The following is a 20,671-nucleotide window of genomic DNA, read 5'->3' on the forward strand; positions in this document are numbered from 1 at the left end:
TACCGCTATTTTACAGGGAAACTACTTATTTAGTGGTGCTACGTGCACCTTTAGCTTGCTGCTCGGTGGCCGCTTTAGCGGTAGCAATATTCTTTTCTGTGGTTTGTGCTACTTCACGGGCTGTTTTTTCAGTCTGCTCAGCCGCTTGTTTTACGGCTTGCTCAGCAATGGTAGACGCATTTTTAGCAGCAGCTTGCGCCTGACCAAACACCTGGTTGGCATTTGATACGGCTGATTTAAACGCAGTGACTGCTTGCTCGCTACCTGCAGGAGCCTGGCCCGCAAAGTGCTCAACTGCTTCATTAAACTGCTGGTTATTTTTTGCTAGTTGCTGCTCAGCAAACTGGCTTACTTGCTGCTGGCTGTCGCTTAATACCGCTACTACTTCACGGTTAAAGTTTAACTGTTGCTCTAGCACCGCGCTTGGGCTGAAAAACTCATTTTGTAAGTCAAACAGCTGCTGGGTATCGCGCACTGCAAAAAATTTGTTAGCCAATTCAAACTGCTTGCTCACTAACTGAGAAAAAGCATCTTGTTGCAATTTACCCAGCTTATTAGCGTTAGTGATCAGATTAGTAGTGAGATTTTGTGCTACCTGCAAACTTTCTTGATGAGTCGCTTGCAGCTTTTCGGTGTTGAATAATGACATTGTGTATCTCCAGAAGAATAGGGAGGCGTTAAGCCTGATACGCCTGCAAGAAAAACATCATTCGCTACTTTCTTGGCTGAGGCGTAAATTCATTTTGCACTGCAACATAAACTTTGGCAAGTATTTTTTGTGCGCTGCACAATAAACACTTTTTGGCCTACCTGTTACTTCTAGCTCACGCCGCTATACAGCATAGTCATGATCTCGTTGCTTGCTAACAGCAGTGCAAAAAATGCCTTAGCCCAGCCACCTACACCTGGTACTTAGCCCTTAATAAAAGACAGCGGCGCCAGAGCGCTGTCTTATAAAGTCATTAAAAATTAAAACTGTAGAAAGTGGCGCTTAGGCCAACAGTGTTCTATATCTGGCAAGCCCATTACGTTTATCTAATAAAGAAGTGCTTAAGGTTAGCGCTAAGTAGATAGTAGGCTGCTAAATTATAAAATTTGTTAAGCAGTTTGTTCACAAAGTTGTGACCAAAAAACGCTACTAATGTTTATTTACTGATATTATTGCTATGATATGCGCCGCAAGCTTTGCAAGCCCTCTGTATTTATCACTTAGTTTGTTTTTTTATTATGGGCATTAACTGCTTATTAAGAGGCGAATACTTGATACAAGACAGTCTCAGTCGCAAGGTGTTGCTCCAGAATTAATAACATGATCATACAAGAGCGCGGTGATGAACCTTTGGAGCTGTTACAATTTCCACATTGTAAAAATCATTTCCAAAAATTGGTTGATCGTCACAGTATTTTTTGTATGATCTCGCTAAGGGTTACTGTGTTATCCCTCGCTCTCACTAGGCGAAACCAGTAACCACTACCCTAGATAATCAACAATGGTGCCGAGAGCACCTCAGATGAATGGATACCGATTATGGCTAAAATGAAAGCAATCGAGGCAGTCGCCAAAATCCTTGAGCTGGAAGGTGTAACTAAAGCCTTTGGCGTTCCCGGCGCCGCGATTAACCCTTTCTACGCAGCATTGCGTGGCTTGGGCTCAATTGAGCACGTACTGGCTCGCCACGTAGAAGGCGCGTCACACATGGCTGAAGGCTACACTCGTGCCAACCCAGGCAACATTGGTATTTGTATTGGTACTTCTGGCCCTGCCGGTACCGATATGATCACTGGTTTGTACTCAGCCATGGCTGACTCCATTCCAATTTTGTGCATCACCGGTCAAGCACCACGTGCTCGCATGCACAAAGAAGACTTCCAAGCAGTTGACATTGAATCTATTGCTAAGCCAGTAACTAAGTGGGCTTCTACCGTTCTTGAGCCAGCTCAGTTGATCGGTGCTTTCCAAAAAGCATTCCACATCATGCGCTCAGAGCGTCCAGGTCCTGTATTACTTGACCTGCCGTTCGACGTACAGATGGCTGAAATTGAATTTGACGCCGAAGCTTACCAGCCAATGACTCCGTATAAGCCAGCAGCTAATCGTATCCAAATCGAAAAAGCGCTGACTATGCTGAACGAAGCTGACAAGCCGTTGTTAGTAGCAGGTGGTGGTATTATTAATGCCAACGCTGACAAGCAACTGACTGAATTTGCCGAGCTGATCAACGTTCCAGTAATCCCAACACTGATGGGCTGGGGGACTATTCCAGACGATCACGAGTTGATGGCAGGTATGTGTGGTCTGCAGACTTCACACCGCTACGGTAACGCTAACATGCTGGCATCTGACTTCGTGTTGGGTATCGGTAACCGTTGGGCAAACCGCCAAACTGGTTCTCTTGATGTGTTCACTAAGGGCCGTAAGTTCGTCCACGTAGACATCGAGCCTACTCAAATTGGTCGCGTATTCTGCCCAGACTTGGGTATCGTGTCTGATGCAGGCGCCGCTTTGGACTTGTTCTTAGAAGTGGCTAAAGAGTGGAAAGCTGCGGGCAAGTTGAAAGACCGTGCCGCTTGGGTTGCTGAGTGTAAAGAACGTAAGAGCACCATGCAGCGTAAGACCAACTTCGATAACACGCCAATTAAACCACAGCGTGTTTACCAAGAGATGAACAAAGTCTTTGGTCGCGATACCACTTATGTATCTACCATTGGTTTGTCACAAATTGCTGCCGCTCAGTTCTTGCACGTATACAGCGCACGTAACTGGATCAACTGTGGTCAAGCTGGTCCTCTGGGTTGGACTATCCCTGCTGCATTGGGTGTGGTTGCTGCCGATAAGAGCCGTAACGTTGTCGCCATCTCTGGTGACTACGACTTCCAGTTCATGATTGAAGAACTGGCTGTTGGTGCACAGTTTAAACTGCCGTACATCCACGTACTGGTAAACAACTCTTACTTGGGTCTGATCCGCCAAGCACAACGTGGCTTTGACATGGACTTCTGTGTTCAGTTGTCATTTGAAAACATCAACTCTCCTGAGCTGGGTGAGTACGGTGTGGACCACGTTAAGGTTGTTGAAGGTTTGGGTTGTAAAGCCATCCGTGTTTACAAGCCAGAAGAAATCGCTCCTGCACTGGAACAAGCTAAGAAGTTGATGGCTGAATTCTCTGTACCAGTGGTAGTTGAAGTGATTCTTGAGCGTGTAACCAACGTTTCTATGGGCGTTGAAATTGACGCAGTTAACGAGTTTGAAGAATTAGCAGAAAAAGGCCAAGACGCCCCAACTGCTACTATCTCTTTGCTTGATTAATTACTACCTTAAAGCCCAGCCACTCGGCTGGGCTTATTTTTGCCCCCACATTAATGAAGGACATTGTTATGCCTAAATTAGCTGCCAACTTGTCGATGCTGTTTACTGAAGTGGCCTTTATGGACCGCTTTGAAGCTGCCGCCAAGGCTGGCTTTAAGGGTGTAGAATATCTGTTCCCTTATGCAGAAACTGCTCAAGACATTAAAGCCAAACTGGATGCCAATGGTCTGACTCAGGTGTTATTTAACCTGCCCGCTGGTAACTGGGACGGCGGCGAGCGTGGTATTGCTTGCCACCCAGACCGTGTTGAAGAATTTAAAGCCGGTGTTGATAAGGCGATTGAATACGCCAAAGTACTGGGCAACACCCAGATCAACTGCTTGGCCGGTATCCAACAAGATGGCGTGTCTTACGACGAAGCAGAGGCGACCTTTGTTGCTAACTTGAAGTTTGCTGCTGACAAATTAGAAGCCGCAGGCATTAAGCTGGTTATGGAAGCAATCAACACCATTGATATTCCTGGCTTCTTCTTGAACAACACCAAACAAGCACAATCTATCCGCGAAAAAGTGGGTAGCGCTAACCTGTATCTGCAGTATGACATTTACCACATGCAGATCATGGAAGGCGACTTGGCACGTACCGTTAAAAACAACCTGAGCAACATCAACCACGTACAGTTGGCTGATAACCCAGGTCGTAACGAGCCAGGTACCGGTGAGATCAACTACGAGTTCTTGTTTAAGTACTTGGACGAAGTAGGCTACGACGGTTGGATTGGCTGCGAATATAAGCCAGCGACTACCACCGAAGCCGGTCTGACTTGGTTGAATAACTACGCCAGCCTGAAATAAACCTGATCTGTGCTGCTTGCAGCATGGCAATTCTTAAAGGTCTGAGATGTTGGTGATAAACCAACAGCTACTTACCCCAAAAGTTAATAAGGAATTTACGATGAAAATAGGCTTTATCGGTACCGGTATCATGGGCAAGCCAATGGCTGAGAACCTGCAAAAAGCGGGTTACACCCTGTACTTCTCTGAGCACTTCAACAAGGCTCCTGCCGATCTGTTGGGTGACAAAGGTATTGCAGTAGCAACACCTAAAGCAGTTGCAGAAGCTGCAGACGTTATCATCACTATGGTACCCGATACCCCACAGGTTGAAGACGTACTGTTTGGTGAGAATGGTGTAGCTGAAGGTCTGTCTGCTGGCAAAATCGTAGTAGACATGTCTTCTATCTCTCCGATTGCGACTAAAGAAATCGCTAAGCGCGTTAACGAAACTGGCGCAGACTTCTTAGACGCTCCAGTATCTGGCGGCGAAGTAGGTGCCATCAACGCCACTTTGACCATCATGGTAGGTGGCGAGCAGTCAGTATTTGACAAGATTAAACCTTTGTTCGAAATCATGGGTAAGAACATTACTCTGGTAGGCGGTAACGGTGACGGTCAGACTACTAAAGTAGCGAACCAAATCATTGTTGCACTGAACATTGAAGCCGTTGCCGAAGCACTGGTATTTGCTTCTAAAGCGGGTGCTGATCCTGCCAAAGTGCGTGAAGCACTGATGGGCGGTTTCGCTTCTTCTAAAATCTTAGAAGTACACGGCGAGCGTATGGTTAAGGGTACCTTTGACCCAGGTTTCCGTATCGCGTTACACCAGAAAGACCTGAACTTGGCTCTGACTGGCGCACGTGAACTGGGTGTTTCTCTGCCTAACACTGCTGGTGCACAAGAGTTGTTCAACACTTGTAACGCATTGGGCGGTTCAGGTTGGGACCACTCTGGTTTGATCAAAGCACTTGAGCACTTGGCTAACCACAACATCCGCGGCGAGTAATTGCTGCTTGCCCGCAAGCCTAAGCTTGCGGGCCTTTAAGAATCGGGGCAGGCAAAGATAAGTACGAGCTTTCACTCAGGGGGCTTTGTGTAAGATCTTAATTATTGCTGTGCTGCCCCACCTTCTGCATCATTAGCTTATTTAGTTCCCCCTTCAGCTACTTTACCTTCCTTTTCTTTAGCACCCTCAGCTTACCAAAGTGACTTATTTATCAGCGATTTACTCTTTGCATAAGGACTGTTAAAAAGCCACCTCAAAAAATCAGTTTTAAAACCTGGGTTCCAAATATCCTAAGTTCCTCTCTTTAATGTTGCCAATCTGTTAATAAATCTTATTAATAACTAAGAGCCATTCGTAACTATGTGGCTGTGCTAAAGAACTAGCCAACATTCATCACTACTCATCTGCTTTTAACGTAAACATGGTTTAACAGCTGTATTTGCTACAAGGAAGGGTAAATTATGGAACCAAAAGCTCACCAAAATCAGCTCGCTACGATACATAATACAAAAAAGAAAAAGCTATTCGAGATGCCCCATATTTATGTCATCTTATTTGTCTTTATTGCTATCGCTGCCGCTCTCACCTATGTCGTTCCTGCTGGGCAATATGAACGCGTGCCTGGCCCCGGTGGTCGAACGACAATCGATCCTAACTCTTACCAAGTTATTGAGTCGACTCCGGTTAGCGCTGTCGACTTTATGCTTGCGATCCCCAAAGGGTTAATGGATGCAGGCACAGTAGTATTTTTTACCTTTATGATTGGTGGGATGTTCATGGTACTGCGTCGTACTGGAATCATTGAGATAGGCGTAGATAAACTAACTCGGCGGTTCGCTAATAACACCATCATTATTATTCCCGTGCTAATGACGACCTTTGCGGTGATCGCCACGCTTATTGGCACTCAAGAGCTCGCCTTGGTATATGTTCCTGTCATCTTGCCACTGATGATAGCGCTGCGCTTTGACTCCATCACTGCAGCTGGAGTTGCGCTCTGTGCTACTACTGCTGGCTTTACAACGGGTATCCTAAATCCTATTAACACGGGTTTAGGCCAACAACTCTCCGACCTTCCTGTTTATTCAGGAATGCTGTTACGTACTGTGGCATTTATTCTTATTTTGCTAGTCGGTATTTTTTATGTCACTCGCTATGCGCTCAAAGTACGTAATAATCCAGAGTTAAGCTTGATGGGTGATGACGTTAAAGAGCAGCAGAAACGAGAACGATATCTACACAGTGCTAACGAAAAAACGCTGGCCGCAACCAAACGTCAACAATGGGCTTCTTTAGCAACCTTCGCCTTTTTCATTTTACTGGTGTGGGGCGTGATGACTCGCGGCTGGTTTATGATGGAGATGGCCGGTCTGTTTATTGTGATGGGCATAGTAGTCGGTCTGATTGCAGGTTTAAAAACTGAAGATATCAGTGAGGGCTTTAACGAAGGTTTCCGTGATGTGCTAGTCGGTGCCATGATCTGTGGTATTGCTCGAGCCGTAGCCGTAGTGCTAGAAGATGGCCAAATTATGGATACTCTGGTATATGCGCTAGGAAATCTGGTAGGTGAATTTCCGGCAATGTTCTCAGCCATTGGAATGTTTTTCGCCCAACTTGGCTTTAACTTTGTTATTCCCTCGGGCAGCGGACAAGCATTAGTAACTATGCCAATTATGGCCCCCTTATCAGATTTAGTGGGCGTAACCCGCCAGACTGCTGTACTCGCTTTCCAGCTCGGAGACGGTATTGGAAATATCCTTTATCCTACTTCTGGCTATTTTATGGCAACACTCGCTTTAGCAGGTGTAACGTGGAATAAATGGGTTAAGTTTTTCCTGCCATTATTTACCATTTGGATTCTAATCGCGATGGGATTCCTCATATTTGCACAAATGACACAGTGGGTAGGATAATGTTGCCTATCATTGATAATCGTAGGCTCCTTTCGGAGCCTTTTTAATAGCTAGCTCGCAAATTATAGGTCTTAGAAAAGCACGGCTGCCATTTGTGCTCGAAGCGGCTGGTCCTTTCTACTATAATTACGCGCTTCAAATTTCCCGTGCCATGACGGGTGGGCTATTACAGTCAAGAGGATATGATCTAGGTGATAAAAACGCCGTACTATCTCATCGATAAAGCTGCGCTGATGCGCAATATGGAAAAAATTGCCTATGTGCGCCAGCACTCAGGCGCAAAAGCATTGCTTGCTTTAAAGTGCTTTGCTACTTGGTCGGTGTTTGACTTAATGAGTCAATATATGGATGGCACCACTTCCTCTTCGCTGAATGAAGTCAAACTGGGCAAGCTGAAATTCCCCGGTGAAACTCATGCCTATAGTGTGGCGTATGCTGATGATGAAATTGGCGAAGTACTCGTCCACAGCGATAAAATTATCTTTAACTCCATCGGCCAGCTTAATCGCTTTGCTGAACAATCAGTTAATCATGTGCGCGGTTTGCGCTTAAATCCCGGCGTGTCTAGCTCCGCTTTTTTAATTGCCGATCCCTCACGGCCCTTTAGTCGTTTAGGCGAGTGGAATGCCGAAGAAATTAAGCCGGTACTAGAACAGATTTCTGGCTTTATGATCCATAACAACTGTGAGAACAACGATTTTTCTTTGTTCGATCACATGCTAAGTGACATAGAAACCAAGTTTGGCGACTTACTGGAGCATTCTAATATCACTTGGGTGAGCTTAGGCGGCGGTATTCACTTTACTGGCGAAGGTTATCCGTTGGATCACTTCTGTGCTCGTTTAAAGGCCTTTAGTGAGCGCTACGGCGTGCAAGTTTATCTTGAGCCCGGTGAAGCATCCATTACGAATACCACTAGTTTAGAAGTGACAGTGTTGGACACCTTGTTTAATGGCAAGCAGTTAGCCATAGTGGACAGCTCTATTGAAGCACATATGCTAGATCTGCTTATTTACCGCGAATCGGCGAAGATGGCGCCTAATAGCGGCAAGTTGGAATACATGATTTGTGGTAAGTCATGTTTAGCCGGCGATATTTTTGGCGAATTTAATTTTGAGCAACCGCTCAAAGTAGGCGATCGACTCTCTTTTATCGATGCCGCTGGTTATACCATGGTAAAGAAAAATTGGTTTAATGGCGTTAATATGCCCGCCATCGCCATTCGCCAACTTGACGGTAGCGTGGAGTTGGTTAAGGAGTTTAGTTTCGACGACTTTGTAGGCAGCCTCTCCTGAGGCATGAATCAACTATAACAGAGCCTTTTGAAGGAGGCGGTTAGAGGAAAAAATGAAAAGAAACGTTCTGATTATTGGTGCCGGTGGGGTTGCCCAAGTTGTGGCTCATAAATGCGCACAACATAATGATATTCTGGGTAACATCCACATCGCCTCGCGCACAGTCGAGAAGTGTCAACAGATTGTCGACAGCGTACAGGAAAAAGGCAGCTTAAAAACTGCCGGCGACTTGCAAGCTCACGCATTGGATGCGCTAGATATAGCAGCCACCAAGGCGTTAATTAATAAGACACAGTCGCAGATGGTGATCAATGTCGGTTCGCCTTTCATTAATATGTCAGTGCTTCAAGCCTGCATCGAAACCGGTGCTGCGTACATGGACACGGCTATCCACGAAGATCCGGACAAAATCTGTGAAAACCCACCTTGGTACGCTAACTACGAATGGCAGCGCAAACAATTGTGCGCCGATAACGGCGTAACCGCTATTTTAGGGGTGGGCTTTGATCCTGGCATGGTAAATACCTATGCCGCCGCTGCCGTTAAAGAAGATTACTTCGACCGCGTTGAGTCTATCGACATTATCGATATTAATGCCGGCAATCATGGCCACTATTTTGCTACCAACTTTGATCCTGAGATAAACTTTCGTGAATTTACCGGTCGCGTTTGGTCTTGGCAAAATAATGCGTGGGTCAAAAATAAGATGTTTGAAGTTAAGCGCACCGACGACTTACCGGTGGTGGGCATACAAACCAGCTACATGACAGGGCATGATGAAATTCATTCGTTATCTCATCATTTAGATGTGCCTAACATCCGCTTTTGGATGGGCTTTGGTGAGCATTATATTAATGTATTTAATGTACTGAATAATTTAGGTTTATTGTCTGAGCAACCGGTTAAAACTGCCGAAGGCTTAGAAGTAGTGCCGCTTAAAGTAGTGAAAGCTATCTTGCCAGACCCTGCATCTTTAGCGCCTAACTATACAGGTAAAACCTGTATTGGTGATTTAGTAAAGGGCACTAAGAATGGTCAAGAGAAAGAAATTTTTATCTATAACATTAGCGATCACGAAGCCGCTTATGAGGAAGTGGGCAGCCAAGGTATTTCTTATACCGCAGGCGTGCCCCCCGTCGCCGCCGCCATTTTAATCGCCACTGGCGAGTGGGACGTGTCGCGCATGGTGAACGTAGAAGAGCTGCCACACCGCCCTTTCATTAATCTGCTCAATGATATGGGTCTGCCTACGCGCATTAAAGATGAAGACGGCGATCGCCCGCTGCACTTCTAAGCTAAGCAGTTAAGACAATTAAGCAAACTGCAAAAGGCCAGTCATCAGACTGGCCTTTTTTATAGTTAAATTTTTTCGCTCAACTTAGGGCGTCAAGCTTCTCGCTTACAGCTACCTTTGAGGTGTTTTCCCACCAATGGCCTGCGTTACCTCTTGGGCCGCATCCACTACCAGCTGGCTTAAGTGAGTTAAGCGCTCGCGCTTGACGCGTACCGCCGGCCCAGAAATGGAAATCGCTGCCACCGCTTCGCCGTACTCATTATAGATATTGGCGGCAATGCAGCGTAAGCCTTCAAATTGCTCTTCGTCGTCTAACGAGTAGCCTTGTTGCTTAATGTGCTGTAATTCAGCTGCGAACTGCTCGGCATCGGTAATGGTATGCTCGGTAAAAGCCACCATATCCGTTTGCTTAATCAATGCCATGGCATCTGCCACAGGCACCACAGACAACAACGCCTTGCCCACACCCGAGGCATGCAAAGGTGAGCTACTCCCTAAAGACACCACCATGCGCATGGTTTGTGCAGACTCAACCTGCCCTACATACACCACTCTGTCTTGCTCTAAAATCGCAAGATTGGAGGTTTCACCCGTCTCGGCTACTAAGCGTTTCATAAAGGGGCGCGACTGAGCAATCACATCACGTTTTTTTAAGTAAGCATTGCCTACTGCAAAAGCGTTAACGCCTATGCTCCATAAGCCTTGAGTGTCATCCACATCAACGAAGTCATGACTACGCAAGCTGTTTAATAAGCGGTGCGTGGTAGAGGGCGCAAGATCTAAACTATTAGCGACTTCGGTTAGCGACATCCCCATATCTGAGGCGGCCAAGCGCTCAAGTAGTAATAAGGCCCGTGAAAGCGATTGCACTTGGGTAGCACTGCTCGCTTTATTTTTTTTAACTTTTACTTCTTCGGTCATGATATTGCCATGATCTACAGAGACTTATAGCCATTGTATGGCTATTTAGCCGCTAAGTCCTGTTTGCATTCGTGAAGAGTAAGGCGAGAAGAGAAGGCGTGGAGTTCTGCACAGCGTTTTTTCGTGTTACTGATGAAAATCAGGATCTCGCTGTTGATGTTAACGCTTAAGCAGAAGGGTGAGATACTTGGGCAAGCTCGGTAAGACAGCAGAGGTGCTTTGGGTTTTACTCTTTACGATCATCTGTTACTAAAATTCAGACGAAAAAAAACCAGTCATAAGACTGGCTTCTTAATTGGTCGGCCACACAGACATAAGCAGGATTCGAACCTGCGAACACACTCTCTGGTCCGCTTATTCCTAAAACACGAGATGCGCTACCAAGCTAAATGCAATGTTGAATACTTAATGTTGAGTGTTTAATTAAAAACTAAACATTCAACACTATGTTGACCGCTACCAAGCTGCGCTATTTGGCTGTATTTCTGCAGAACCCTGAATTTTAAACAGAAAAAAGCCCGCTACTTGAGCTGGCTTCTTAATTGGTCGGCGTTGCAGGATTCGAACCTGCGACCCTCTGGTCCCAAACCAGATGCGCTACCAAGCTGCGCTAAACGCCGTAAAACTGTGCTGTCTTTCTAAAATTAACCGTGAAGTCATCACGGTTAATTTTTTAATTGGTCGGCGTTGCAGGATTCGAACCTGCGACCCTCTGGTCCCAAACCAGATGCGCTACCAAGCTGCGCTAAACGCCGAAATTTCTTCTTTACCTTAAGGCCTAAGCCTTACTTTTAATCTTATGTATCGTACTCCGATAAAGTACAATTACAAACTTATTGAAGTAGTGGTGCGAAGGGGGGACTTGAACCCCCACACCCGAAGGCACTAACACCTGAAGCTAGCGCGTCTACCAATTCCGCCACCCTCGCACATTTTTACTACTTCCAGGCCATAACCTGAAATTGGGGTGACCGACGGGGCTCGAACCCGCGACAACCGGAATCACAATCCGGGACTCTACCAACTGAGCTACGATCACCATTATTTCTGACTAACTTTCTTTTTACTGGGGCTTAGTCTACCAAGCTTTGTCCGAATGTACTAGATGGCGCGCCCGACAGGATTTGAACCTGTGACCTCTGCCTCCGGAGGGCAGCGCTCTATCCAGCTGAGCTACGGGCGCTCACATTTGGACGATGCGGATATTAAGACCCACGCCGCTGCTTGTCCAGCACTATTTAAAAATAAACACGTGGTTGGTGCTTTTGTCGTCAGTCTGCTGCTTTTTTAGCGTGGTGCTAATAATGTCTTACTTAACTTGTCCGTTGAGCAATTGACTTATGTTAGAAAAGACTTAAAATTCTTAAAAATGAATGAACGTTCATTCATGGCTTTATTTTGTTAGCGGTGAGTTAATGCCTGATAAACGCGAACGTATTTTAAACTCGGCCGAAGCCTTGATAGCTCAGCTGGGCTTTCACGGTATTTCAATGCAGCAAGTAGCTAAGCGAGCTAATGTTGCTACTGGAACTATCTATCGCTATTTTTCTGATAAAGAAACGCTATTACGGTGTGTACACGAGGAAAGACTGCGTGATGCTTCTACCACCATTTTAAAAAACGTCAATGTAGCAGAACCTTGTTATTTGCAGTTTCGCCAACTTTGGCTAAATACCTTGCACTATTTACAGGCTAGTCCAGACAGCCTGTGTTATCGAGTGCAGTATGAAGCCTCGCCTTTGTTTAACCGCGAAGAAGAAAAACAAATGGACGAGCGATACTTTAAACCGGTGCATGAGTTTTTTGAATGTGGGCGCATTAACGGCTTATTTCGCGATATGCCTGCCGAATTATTGGGCTTTTTAGCACTGGAAAACCTGATGTTATTGACTCAAAAATGCACTAAAGGCTGTATTGAGCTTGATGATGACTTATATGAACAACTGCTTGATGCCAGTTGGAACTCTATTCTTAAACGTTAATATTTTATAAAAAGTTGCGGGAGCAAACGAATGAAAAAGTGGACATTGTCCATGTTGTTGCTGGTAGTGCTAATTTTCGGCAGCGTCATCGGATTTAACTTATTTAAACAAAAGATGATGGGCGAATATTTCGCCAATATGCCGGTGCCTAGCTATCCAGTCACCACGATGGAGGTGACTCCAAAAGACTGGACGCCGCGTATTGCTGCCATTGGTTTTATTGAACCTATTCAAGGCATTGATATCAGCAACGAGTCTTCAGGCATAGTGCGCGCTATTCACTTTGAGTCTGGGCAAAAAGTAAAAGCTGGAGATGTCTTGCTTGAGCTGGACGCAGATGTAGAAAAAGCCAACTTACGCAGTGCTCAAGGGCGGGTGCATTCGGTAGAAGCAAATTTAAAGCGTACCCGCCAGTTGCTTAATCGCGGCTCAGTTTCACAAGGTCAATTAGATGAAGCTCAAGCTAGTTATCAAGAGCTAATCGGCCAAGTGGACTCTCTTAAAGCCACTATTGCTCGGCGCACCATTCGCGCGCCCTTTGATGGCGTGATGGGCATTCGTAATGCATTTTTAGGTCAGTATTTAAATGCCGGCACCGATATCGCGCGCTTAGAAGACAGCAGTCAATTTCGGATCCGCTTTACCATACCGCAAACGCGCATTGCCGATATTGCAGTAGGACAGGCGTTAAATATTTTTGTTGATGCCTATCCTGCCACCCCGTTTGAAGGTGAAGTCACTGCGATTGAACCGCAAGTTAATCCTGACTCCGGCGTCGTGCAGGTACAAGCCAGTATTCCAAACCAAGATGGCAAGTTACGCTCTGGCATGTTTGCCAAGCTAGACGTGCAGTTGCCAGTGCAACATGAACAAATTTTGGTACCACAAACCGCCATTAACTTCACGCTGTATGGCCAAACGGTGTATGTCGTTAGCAAGCAGCAGCCAGAAGAAGGTAAAGAGAAAGAAAAACCCAACGCTGAGGATGAAACCGTATACATCGCTAAACAAAGAGTGATTGAAGTGGCTGAGCGCGAGGATGATTATGCGCGCGTAGTAAAAGGCCTCAAAGCGGGTGAAGTCATAGTGACCACCGGACAGGTGCGCTTGTCTAATGGCAGCCATGTAAAACTGGTTGAAGACGATGCCCTAGACACCCCAGAGTCAGCGCCCCAGCTGTAAGCGGAGAATCTGATGCGTTTTACTGATATTTTTATTAAGCGCCCCGTACTGGCGGTGTCGATCAGTTTACTGATCGTGCTGCTGGGGCTGCAGGCCTTGCAAAAAATGCAAGTGCGCGAATACCCAGATATGACTAACACCGTGATCACCGTGAGTACCGGCTATTACGGTGCCAGTGCGGATTTAATCCAAGGTTTTATTACTCAACCCTTAGAACAAGCCATAGCACAAGCGGATAATATTGATTATATGAGCTCCAGCAGTAGTAACGGCAGCTCCAGTATTACCGTACAAATGAAGCTAAACACCGACTCTAATGCCGCCCTTTCCGATATTTTGGCCAGGGTAAACTCGGTGCGCTCGCAGCTCCCCAGAGAGGCAGAAGACCCCAGTCTGGAAATGACCACAGGCGCTTCTACCTCCATTATGTATATCGCCTTTAGTAGTGATGATTTGAATGCACCTCAAATCAACGACTACTTAGAGCGCGTTATACGCCCACAATTCTACTCGGTAGACGGGGTTGCCAAGATTAACCTCTTTGGTGGTGCTAAGTTTGCGCTGCGCATTTGGTTAGATCCCCAGCGCATGGCGGCACATAAGCTCACCGCTCCCGAGGTATTGACCGTTTTACAAGCAAATAACTATCAAGCGGCGGCTGGTCAGGCCACGGGTTATTACATGCTGTATAACAGTGAAATCAATACCCAAATTGAAAATCCTGAAGAGCTAGAGTCTTTGGTGGTGGCCACTCGCGACGATGGCGTAGTGCGCCTGCGCGATATTGCCCAAGTGTCCTTGGAGAAAAGCCACGATGTAGTGCGCGCCTTAGCCGATGGCCAACCTGCGGTGGTGATTGGTGTGGATCCCACGCCCTCGGCTAACCCCTTGGATGTGGCCGATAATGTGCGCAACATGTTGCCTGACTTAGAACGCAACATGCCCGATAACATTAAGATGCAGCTGCTCTATGATGCGACCGATGCCATTAATGAGTCTATTAGTGAGGTGGTTAAAACCATATTGGAAGCCTCATTAATCGTGGTGGTAGTTATTACGCTGTTCTTGGGTTCTTTTCGCGCCGTATTAATCCCTATTGTTACTATTCCGCTGTCGCTCATTGGCGTGGCCATGCTGATGCAAGCTTTTGGTTTTAGTATTAACCTGATGACGCTACTGGCCATGGTACTGGCAATTGGCTTGGTGGTAGATGACGCCATTGTGGTAGTAGAAAACGTCGACCGACATATCAAAGCGGGTGAAGAGCCTTATCGTGCCGCCATTATTGGTACCCGAGAAATTGCCGTGCCCGTTATTACCATGACCATCACCCTAGCAGCCGTGTATGCTCCTATCGCGTTAATGGACGGTATTACTGGCTCTTTGTTTAAAGAGTTTGCGCTAACTTTGGCGGGGGCGGTATTTATCTCTGGCATAGTGGCGCTCACGCTGTCACCTATGATGTGCTCTAAGTTATTAAAACCGCACACTAATCCTAATCGTTTTGAACGTGGCGTAGAAAGTACCTTAGATAAGCTAACGCACAATTACTCGCGCATGCTGGATGCAGTATTGGCCAAGCGTGCGGTAGTCATTGCCTTTGCGGTATTAGTATTCGCTTCAATGCCGGTGTTATTTAGCTTTATTCCCAGCGAGTTAGCACCCAGTGAAGATAAAGGCGCGTTTTTGATGATGGCCAAGGCACCGAACTCGGCAAACCTAGACTACATCGAAAACAATATGCGCAAAGCCGTGGAGGTATTGAATAAAGAAGATGGCCTTGCCACCTCGTTAACCATTGCCGGCGTGCCTAATCCCAACCAAGGGCTAGCAGTCGCCGTGCTTAAGCCATGGAGTCAGCGCGATAGCCAAAAAACGGTGATTGACCGCCTTACCCCAGGTCTGGGCGCCATTCCTGCGGTGGCAATTACTGCCTTTGAGTTTCCTGAGTTACCCGGGGCGTCTAGTGGCTTACCGGTACAATATGTACTAACTACGCCAAATAGCTTTGAAAGCTTGTATGAAGTGGCAGCCGATGCCCTGAAAAAAATCAGCCAAAGCCCGCTGTTTGTTTATAGCGAACTGGATCTGGCGTTTGACTCAGGGACCATGAAAATTGAGGTTAATCGCGATAAAGCCGGTGCCTACGGCGTCACCATGCAAGACATTGCTATTACTTTGTCGACCATGATGAGTGACGGTTATGTAAACCGAGTGGATTTAGATGGCCGAAGCTATGAGGTGATCCCACAGGTGTATCGCAAAGACCGCCTCAACCCCGACTCCATCAAAGAGTATTATGTGCGGGCGCACAATGGTGACATGGTGTCGCTGGCTAACTTAGTATCTATTACTATGGAAGCTCAGCCTAGAGCGCTTCCTCACCATAATCAGCTAAACTCAGCCACCATTGGCGGCGTGTTAACGCCTGGGGTATCTATGGGTGATGCCATCGACTTCTTAGAACAAGATGTGTCAGCTAACTTACCTAAAGGCTATAACCACGACTACTTAGGGGGGGCTCGCCAGTTTGTCACCGAAGGCAGCGCGCTGTACATGACCTTCTTATTGGCCTTATTCATTATCTTTTTAGTGTTGGCCTCGCAGTTTGAAAGTGTACGCGACCCACTGGTGATTATGGTGTCGGTGCCGCTGGCTATTTCTGGTGCCTTAATTGCCTTGGCGTGGGGGCTCGCCACCATGAATATTTATACTCAGGTGGGGCTTATTACCTTGGTCGGTATTATTACTAAACACGGTATCTTAATGTGTGAGGTAGCCAAAGAAGAGCAGCTAGCGGGAGCCAGTCGTACCGACTCCATTCGCACTGCAGCACGCATACGCCTGCGCGCCATCTTAATGACCACTGCCGCCATGGTGGCGGGCTTACTGCCGCTGATGTTTGCAGTTGGAGCGGGGGCTATCTCACGCTTTGGCATGGGGATAGTGATTGTGTCGGGCTTGAGTATTGGTACGCTGTTTACACTGTTTGTGTTGCCAGTGATCTATACCTTCTTAGCTTCACAGCACAAACCCTTACCGGAGTTTGATGAAAGCCTAGCACCCAAGACGGTAGATAGTTACTAAGCACAACTTCACTCTTAGTTTAAAAGGGCTGCCGTGGCAGCCCTTTTTTATTCTTCTAACCCCGCCATCTTCATCTAAGCTGTGATAACTTAGCGTCTAATAGCCCCAACTCAAGGGCATGTTTTTATAAGATAGGAAGCGGCTAATGCTAGCAATAATATTATTAGGTTTAGTGATTGCCGGCGTTTTGCTATTACTCAATCAAGGCCGTAGCCACAGCGATATTACGCAGCGTGTCTTCGCCCTTGAAGCGCAAAACCAACAACTACAAGACAGAGTGCAAGCACTGGAAGCGCTAGTAATAGAAAAAGAAAAACACCGCCCTTTTGACGCTCTCTAACTCGCGTCCTCTTTTTATATTATTGAATGTCTATTAAGGAGCCCTAATGCCCTACGCACAACGCCTTGGTGCCCTTCGCCGTGCCATGGCGAGTCTAAATCTACAGGCCTTAATTGTTCCTCATGATGACGAACACTTGGGAGAGTATATTGCGCCCTACGCTGAGCGTTTAGCCTGGCTTACTGGCTTTAGTGGCTCAGCGGGAGTGGCGATAGTCTTAGCGGAGCAAACGGCGATGTTTGTTGATGGTCGCTACACAGTACAGGTGCGCCAGCAATGTCCCGCTCCCTTATTTAGTTACCATCATTTAATAAGTGAGCCCTATTTAGATTGGCTAATAACCAAGCTGGCACCGGGCGCAAACCTTGGCTTTGATCCTCATCTCCATAGTCATCAATGGCTACAACAAGCAGCGCCTAAGCTGGCTGAGCACGGCATTAGCTTAAGGGCACTCGATCATAACTTAATAGACTCGCTGTGGCAGGATAAACCCGCTCCTTCCCAACATAGCGCACTCTTACTTAGCCAAGATTACAGCGGTCAACATAGCCAGGCTAAACGCAGCCGTATCGCAAGCGAGCTGGCGGCGGCCGATATTGAGGTACAACTATTAACCCAAGCCGAGCCCATTAATTGGTTATTAAATATTCGCGGCCGCGACATTGCCTGCCTACCTGTGGTGCTAGGCTTTGCGCTGTTATATCAAGATGGTCGTGTGCAGTTATTTAGCGATCCTGAAAAATTTGCCGAGCTTGAAGTCACGACTCATTGGGGTGAAGACGTGAGTATCCATCCCGTGGCTGAGCTAAGCGAGGCGCTCATCGCCTTGGGCCAGCAACAAGCGCGAGTTCAATTAGACCCCGATACCGCCAATGCCTGGTGTGGCCTTACCTTAAGCCAAGCAGGCGCCGAGTTAGTATTAGCACCCGATCCTTGCATGCTACCTAAGGCGTGTAAAAACCCCGTCGAAGTAAATGGCAGCCGTGCCGCTCACCTACGAGATGGGGTGGCAATGTGTCGTTTTCTCGCTTGGTTAGATGAACGTCTCACCCAGCCTCATCCTGAGCAAGAAGATGAAGGCACCTTAGCCGATAAGCTGGAGTTTTTTCGCCGTGCGCATCCAGAATTTGTAGAGCCCAGCTTTAGTACTATCTCCGCCCTAGGCCCCAACGCGGCCATGTGTCATTATCACCATTTAAATGGTACCCCACGCCAATTAGGCCAAGATAGCGTTTATTTAGTGGACTCAGGCGGCCAATATCTGGATGGCACGACCGATATTACGCGCACCGTGGCCGTGGCTACGCCTCAGGGAGAGCCGCCAAGTAAAGAGCTCAAGAGGTTATTTACCTTAGTCTTAAAAGGCCATATTGATTTAGCCAGTGCCCGCTTTCCGGCCAATACCTGTGGTCAACAGCTGGATATATTGGCGCGCCAGCCCTTGTGGCAAGCTGGCTTTAACTTTGATCACGGCACCGGTCATGGCGTCGGTCATTATTTAAGTGTGCATGAAGGCCCACAACGTATCTCCCCGAAAGGCAGCCAAACCGCCCTTACTACCGGCATGATAGTGTCTAATGAACCAGGATATTATCGAGAGCAGGCCTTTGGCATTCGCTGTGAAAACCTTCAAGTAGTACAGCCGGCAACCACCGACGGCGAACTTCCTATGTTTGAATTTGAAACACTGACTTGGGTGCCCTTTGATCTGCGCTTAATTGACCAAAGCGAGTTAGAGCCTAAGCATATTGCATGGCTAAACCATTACCACGCCCAAGTTAGACAAAAGCTAAGCCCTTATTTAACGGGCGCTGCGCTTGCTTGGCTTATTCAGGCCACTCATGCCATCACCTAAGTGAAGGTAATTTGCCGCGCTTAGCTAAAGTTAGCTAAACTGCCCGTGTATCTTGTCGCCTAACTTCCTTGTAGGCGACAAATCATCAACCGGATATACTTATGCCATTAGCTCACCACTACCGCTCCTTACTGCATCGACTCCCTACTTTGGCGGTGAATGCAGATCAAATACAAACCTTGTATTCGGCAGCCAGCTTTAAGCAAAGGTTATTGGAACTCATTGCCCACGCTCAGCGGCGAATTTATTTAGTGGCCCTCTACTTGCAAGATGATGAAGCGGGTCGGGAAATATTAACCGCGCTTTATGAAGCTAAGCAGGCTCGCCCTGAGTTAGATATTTGTTTATTTGTGGACTTTCATCGAGCGCAGCGTGGGCTTATTGGCCATAAAGGCCAAGGCGGCAATCATAAGATGTACCAAGCATTTGCTGACCGTTATCGCCAGCCTATTAATATTTACGGCGTGCCCGTTAAAGGCCGAGAAGTGCTAGGCGTACTCCACCTTAAAGGCTTTGTGTTTGATGATACGCTGCTCTATTCCGGTGCTAGCCTTAACGATATTTACTTGCATCAAAATGAGCGTTATCGCTTCGACCGCTATCATCAGTTTAATGATGCTACGCTGGCTGACACTATGGTTGATTATATGAGGCGCTTATTTATAGATAATGCTGCCGTGCCCTCTTTATTAGCCGCCACTATCCCCTCTGCTCGCCAATTACGCACCGTCATCCGCCAATTTAAACCTCAGATGAAGCGCCTTCAATATCAGTTTAGCGATCAACACCGCCAAACAGGACAAGTATCGGTAACGCCATTAGCGGGCTTAGGCAAACGCGGCAATAGACTCAATCGCACCATTCGCACCTTATTACGCAGCGCCGAGCAGCAGGCGTTTATTTGCACGCCCTATTTTAATTTGCCAAAACCGCTGGCGAAAGACGTGCGTACCTTATTAAAAAAAGGCGTGCGCGTGACCTTAGTGATTGGCGATAAAACGGCCAATGATTTTTATATTGCGCCCGATGAGCCGTTTCGCACCATAGGCGGCCTACCTTACTTATATGAAACTAATTTGCGCCGCTTTGCTCGCACTCACCAAACCTCTATTTACCAAGGTAAGTTAAATATTATGCTGTGGCGCCATGAGCGTAACTCTTACCATCTTAAAGGTATTTTGGTTGATAATGACTTAGCCATGGTGACCGGTAATAACCTCAATCCCAGAGCTTGGGGCTTAGACTTAGAAAATGGCTTATTGCTTCAAGATCCTGAGCAATTATTACAGCCCATGTTTGAAGAAGAAAAAAATAATATTTTACAATATTGTCAGCGTATCGAGCATTTTTCAGAAATTGAAGAAGTCACCGACTATCCTCTTCCCGTACAAAAACTCTTAAAGCGAGTACAGCGCACCCGCGCCAATGTATTGCTTAAAAGGCTGCTTTAAACAAAGCCGTACGCTTTACGCGGTACGCCATAAGATAAACGACGCCGAGCTCCCTGGGTTCGGCGTTTTTGTATTTACATTGAAGCCTAAAGTAAGAAATATGGTCGCATAACGGCAAAGAGTGAGTGTGTGTCTTTAACGTACGGTGTAAAACATACCGCTTTCTTTTAAGTGGTCTTTCTTATGAAAATCAGGACTTCGC

The 20,671-nt window shown here is 46.8% G+C and carries 14 protein-coding genes and 5 tRNA genes; 12 read left to right on the forward strand and 7 right to left on the reverse strand.

What is annotated here, in order from left to right:
* Positions 1–25 precede the first annotated feature (25 nt).
* The gene (gene phaP, locus CBP12_RS09710; protein ID WP_086964251.1) at positions 26–649 is read right to left on the reverse strand and encodes a TIGR01841 family phasin; all 624 of its coding nucleotides are present in this window, start codon (positions 647–649) and stop codon (positions 26–28) included.
* An 879-nt stretch (positions 650–1,528) separates the two neighbouring features.
* Here phaP and gcl point away from each other — a divergent pair.
* The 6 genes from gcl (at position 1,529) to CBP12_RS09740 (ending at position 9,651) form a co-directional block, all read left to right on the forward strand.
* Positions 1,529–3,307, forward strand: a complete 1,779-nt coding sequence (gene gcl, locus CBP12_RS09715; protein ID WP_086964252.1) for a glyoxylate carboligase — start codon at positions 1,529–1,531, stop codon at positions 3,305–3,307.
* Between the two features lie 68 nt (positions 3,308–3,375).
* The gene (gene hyi, locus CBP12_RS09720) at positions 3,376–4,161 is read left to right on the forward strand and encodes a hydroxypyruvate isomerase (RefSeq protein ID WP_086964253.1); all 786 of its coding nucleotides are present in this window, start codon (positions 3,376–3,378) and stop codon (positions 4,159–4,161) included.
* 100 nt (positions 4,162–4,261) lie between these two features.
* Entirely contained in the window at positions 4,262–5,149 is an 888-nt protein-coding gene (gene glxR, locus CBP12_RS09725; RefSeq protein WP_086964254.1) for a 2-hydroxy-3-oxopropionate reductase, read from the forward strand.
* A gap of 461 nt (positions 5,150–5,610) precedes the next feature.
* Positions 5,611–7,062 (forward strand): YfcC family protein, encoded by a 1,452-nt coding sequence (locus tag CBP12_RS09730; RefSeq protein WP_232455051.1) that lies wholly within the window; start codon positions 5,611–5,613, stop codon positions 7,060–7,062.
* Between the two features lie 191 nt (positions 7,063–7,253).
* A complete protein-coding gene (locus CBP12_RS09735; RefSeq protein ID WP_086964255.1) occupies positions 7,254–8,357 on the forward strand; it encodes a carboxynorspermidine decarboxylase in 1,104 nt (367 codons plus the stop codon).
* A 52-nt stretch (positions 8,358–8,409) separates the two neighbouring features.
* A complete protein-coding gene (locus CBP12_RS09740) occupies positions 8,410–9,651 on the forward strand; it encodes a saccharopine dehydrogenase family protein (protein WP_086964256.1) in 1,242 nt (413 codons plus the stop codon).
* Positions 9,652–9,762: 111 nt separating this feature from the next.
* Here the strand turns inward: CBP12_RS09740 and CBP12_RS09745 are convergent, their stop codons facing one another.
* The 6 genes from CBP12_RS09745 to CBP12_RS09770 all read right to left on the reverse strand — a co-directional run bounded on the left by CBP12_RS09745 (position 9,763) and on the right by CBP12_RS09770 (position 11,755).
* Positions 9,763–10,572, reverse strand: coding sequence for an IclR family transcriptional regulator (locus tag CBP12_RS09745; protein WP_086964257.1), 810 nt, complete (start codon positions 10,570–10,572; stop codon positions 9,763–9,765).
* A 543-nt stretch (positions 10,573–11,115) separates the two neighbouring features.
* Positions 11,116–11,192, reverse strand: a tRNA-Pro gene (locus CBP12_RS09750).
* 58 nt (positions 11,193–11,250) lie between these two features.
* Positions 11,251–11,327: transfer RNA gene (locus CBP12_RS09755), tRNA-Pro, on the reverse strand.
* A gap of 90 nt (positions 11,328–11,417) precedes the next feature.
* Positions 11,418–11,501: transfer RNA gene (locus CBP12_RS09760), tRNA-Leu, on the reverse strand.
* Positions 11,502–11,535: 34 nt separating this feature from the next.
* Positions 11,536–11,611: transfer RNA gene (locus CBP12_RS09765), tRNA-His, on the reverse strand.
* A 67-nt stretch (positions 11,612–11,678) separates the two neighbouring features.
* Positions 11,679–11,755: transfer RNA gene (locus CBP12_RS09770), tRNA-Arg, on the reverse strand.
* A gap of 232 nt (positions 11,756–11,987) precedes the next feature.
* Here CBP12_RS09770 and CBP12_RS13835 point away from each other — a divergent pair.
* The 6 genes from CBP12_RS13835 (at position 11,988) to pssA (ending at position 20,469) form a co-directional block, all read left to right on the forward strand.
* Positions 11,988–12,554 (forward strand): TetR/AcrR family transcriptional regulator, encoded by a 567-nt coding sequence (locus CBP12_RS13835; RefSeq protein WP_086964258.1) that lies wholly within the window; start codon positions 11,988–11,990, stop codon positions 12,552–12,554.
* Between the two features lie 30 nt (positions 12,555–12,584).
* Positions 12,585–13,736, forward strand: a complete 1,152-nt coding sequence (locus CBP12_RS09780) for an efflux RND transporter periplasmic adaptor subunit (RefSeq protein ID WP_086964259.1) — start codon at positions 12,585–12,587, stop codon at positions 13,734–13,736.
* 12 nt (positions 13,737–13,748) lie between these two features.
* The gene (locus tag CBP12_RS09785; RefSeq protein WP_086964260.1) at positions 13,749–16,823 is read left to right on the forward strand and encodes a multidrug efflux RND transporter permease subunit; all 3,075 of its coding nucleotides are present in this window, start codon (positions 13,749–13,751) and stop codon (positions 16,821–16,823) included.
* Positions 16,824–16,968: 145 nt separating this feature from the next.
* Entirely contained in the window at positions 16,969–17,163 is a 195-nt protein-coding gene (locus CBP12_RS09790; protein ID WP_086964261.1) for a hypothetical protein, read from the forward strand.
* 46 nt (positions 17,164–17,209) lie between these two features.
* Positions 17,210–19,018 carry an aminopeptidase P family protein gene (locus CBP12_RS09795; protein ID WP_086964262.1) on the forward strand — a complete coding sequence of 603 codons (1,809 nt, stop codon included), beginning with the start codon at positions 17,210–17,212 and terminating at the stop codon, positions 19,016–19,018.
* Positions 19,019–19,119: 101 nt separating this feature from the next.
* Positions 19,120–20,469: a CDP-diacylglycerol--serine O-phosphatidyltransferase gene (gene pssA / locus CBP12_RS09800; protein ID WP_086964263.1), complete on the forward strand. Its 1,350-nt coding sequence runs from the start codon at positions 19,120–19,122 to the stop codon at positions 20,467–20,469.
* The last annotated feature ends 202 nt before the right edge of the window (positions 20,470–20,671 follow it).

This window comes from Oceanisphaera avium (genome assembly GCF_002157875.1).
Lineage (GTDB): Bacteria > Pseudomonadota > Gammaproteobacteria > Enterobacterales > Aeromonadaceae > Oceanimonas > Oceanimonas avium.

Bases quoted from the DNA above. Each gene is read 5' to 3' on its own strand.
- CBP12_RS09745 (WP_086964257.1), bottom strand. From the start codon at position 10,572: ATGACCGAAGAAGTAAAAGTTAAAAAAAATAAAGCGAGCAGTGCTACC.
- CBP12_RS09740 (WP_086964256.1), top strand. From the start codon at position 8,410: ATGAAAAGAAACGTTCTGATTATTGGTGCCGGTGGGGTTGCCCAAGTT.
- CBP12_RS09795 (WP_086964262.1), top strand. From the start codon at position 17,210: ATGCCCTACGCACAACGCCTTGGTGCCCTTCGCCGTGCCATGGCGAGT.
- phaP (WP_086964251.1), bottom strand. From the start codon at position 649: ATGTCATTATTCAACACCGAAAAGCTGCAAGCGACTCATCAAGAAAGT.
- CBP12_RS09790 (WP_086964261.1), top strand. From the start codon at position 16,969: ATGCTAGCAATAATATTATTAGGTTTAGTGATTGCCGGCGTTTTGCTA.
- glxR (WP_086964254.1), top strand. From the start codon at position 4,262: ATGAAAATAGGCTTTATCGGTACCGGTATCATGGGCAAGCCAATGGCT.
- CBP12_RS13835 (WP_086964258.1), top strand. From the start codon at position 11,988: ATGCCTGATAAACGCGAACGTATTTTAAACTCGGCCGAAGCCTTGATA.
- gcl (WP_086964252.1), top strand. From the start codon at position 1,529: ATGGCTAAAATGAAAGCAATCGAGGCAGTCGCCAAAATCCTTGAGCTG.
- CBP12_RS09730 (WP_232455051.1), top strand. From the start codon at position 5,611: ATGGAACCAAAAGCTCACCAAAATCAGCTCGCTACGATACATAATACA.
- hyi (WP_086964253.1), top strand. From the start codon at position 3,376: ATGCCTAAATTAGCTGCCAACTTGTCGATGCTGTTTACTGAAGTGGCC.
- CBP12_RS09785 (WP_086964260.1), top strand. From the start codon at position 13,749: ATGCGTTTTACTGATATTTTTATTAAGCGCCCCGTACTGGCGGTGTCG.
- pssA (WP_086964263.1), top strand. From the start codon at position 19,120: ATGCCATTAGCTCACCACTACCGCTCCTTACTGCATCGACTCCCTACT.
- CBP12_RS09780 (WP_086964259.1), top strand. From the start codon at position 12,585: ATGAAAAAGTGGACATTGTCCATGTTGTTGCTGGTAGTGCTAATTTTC.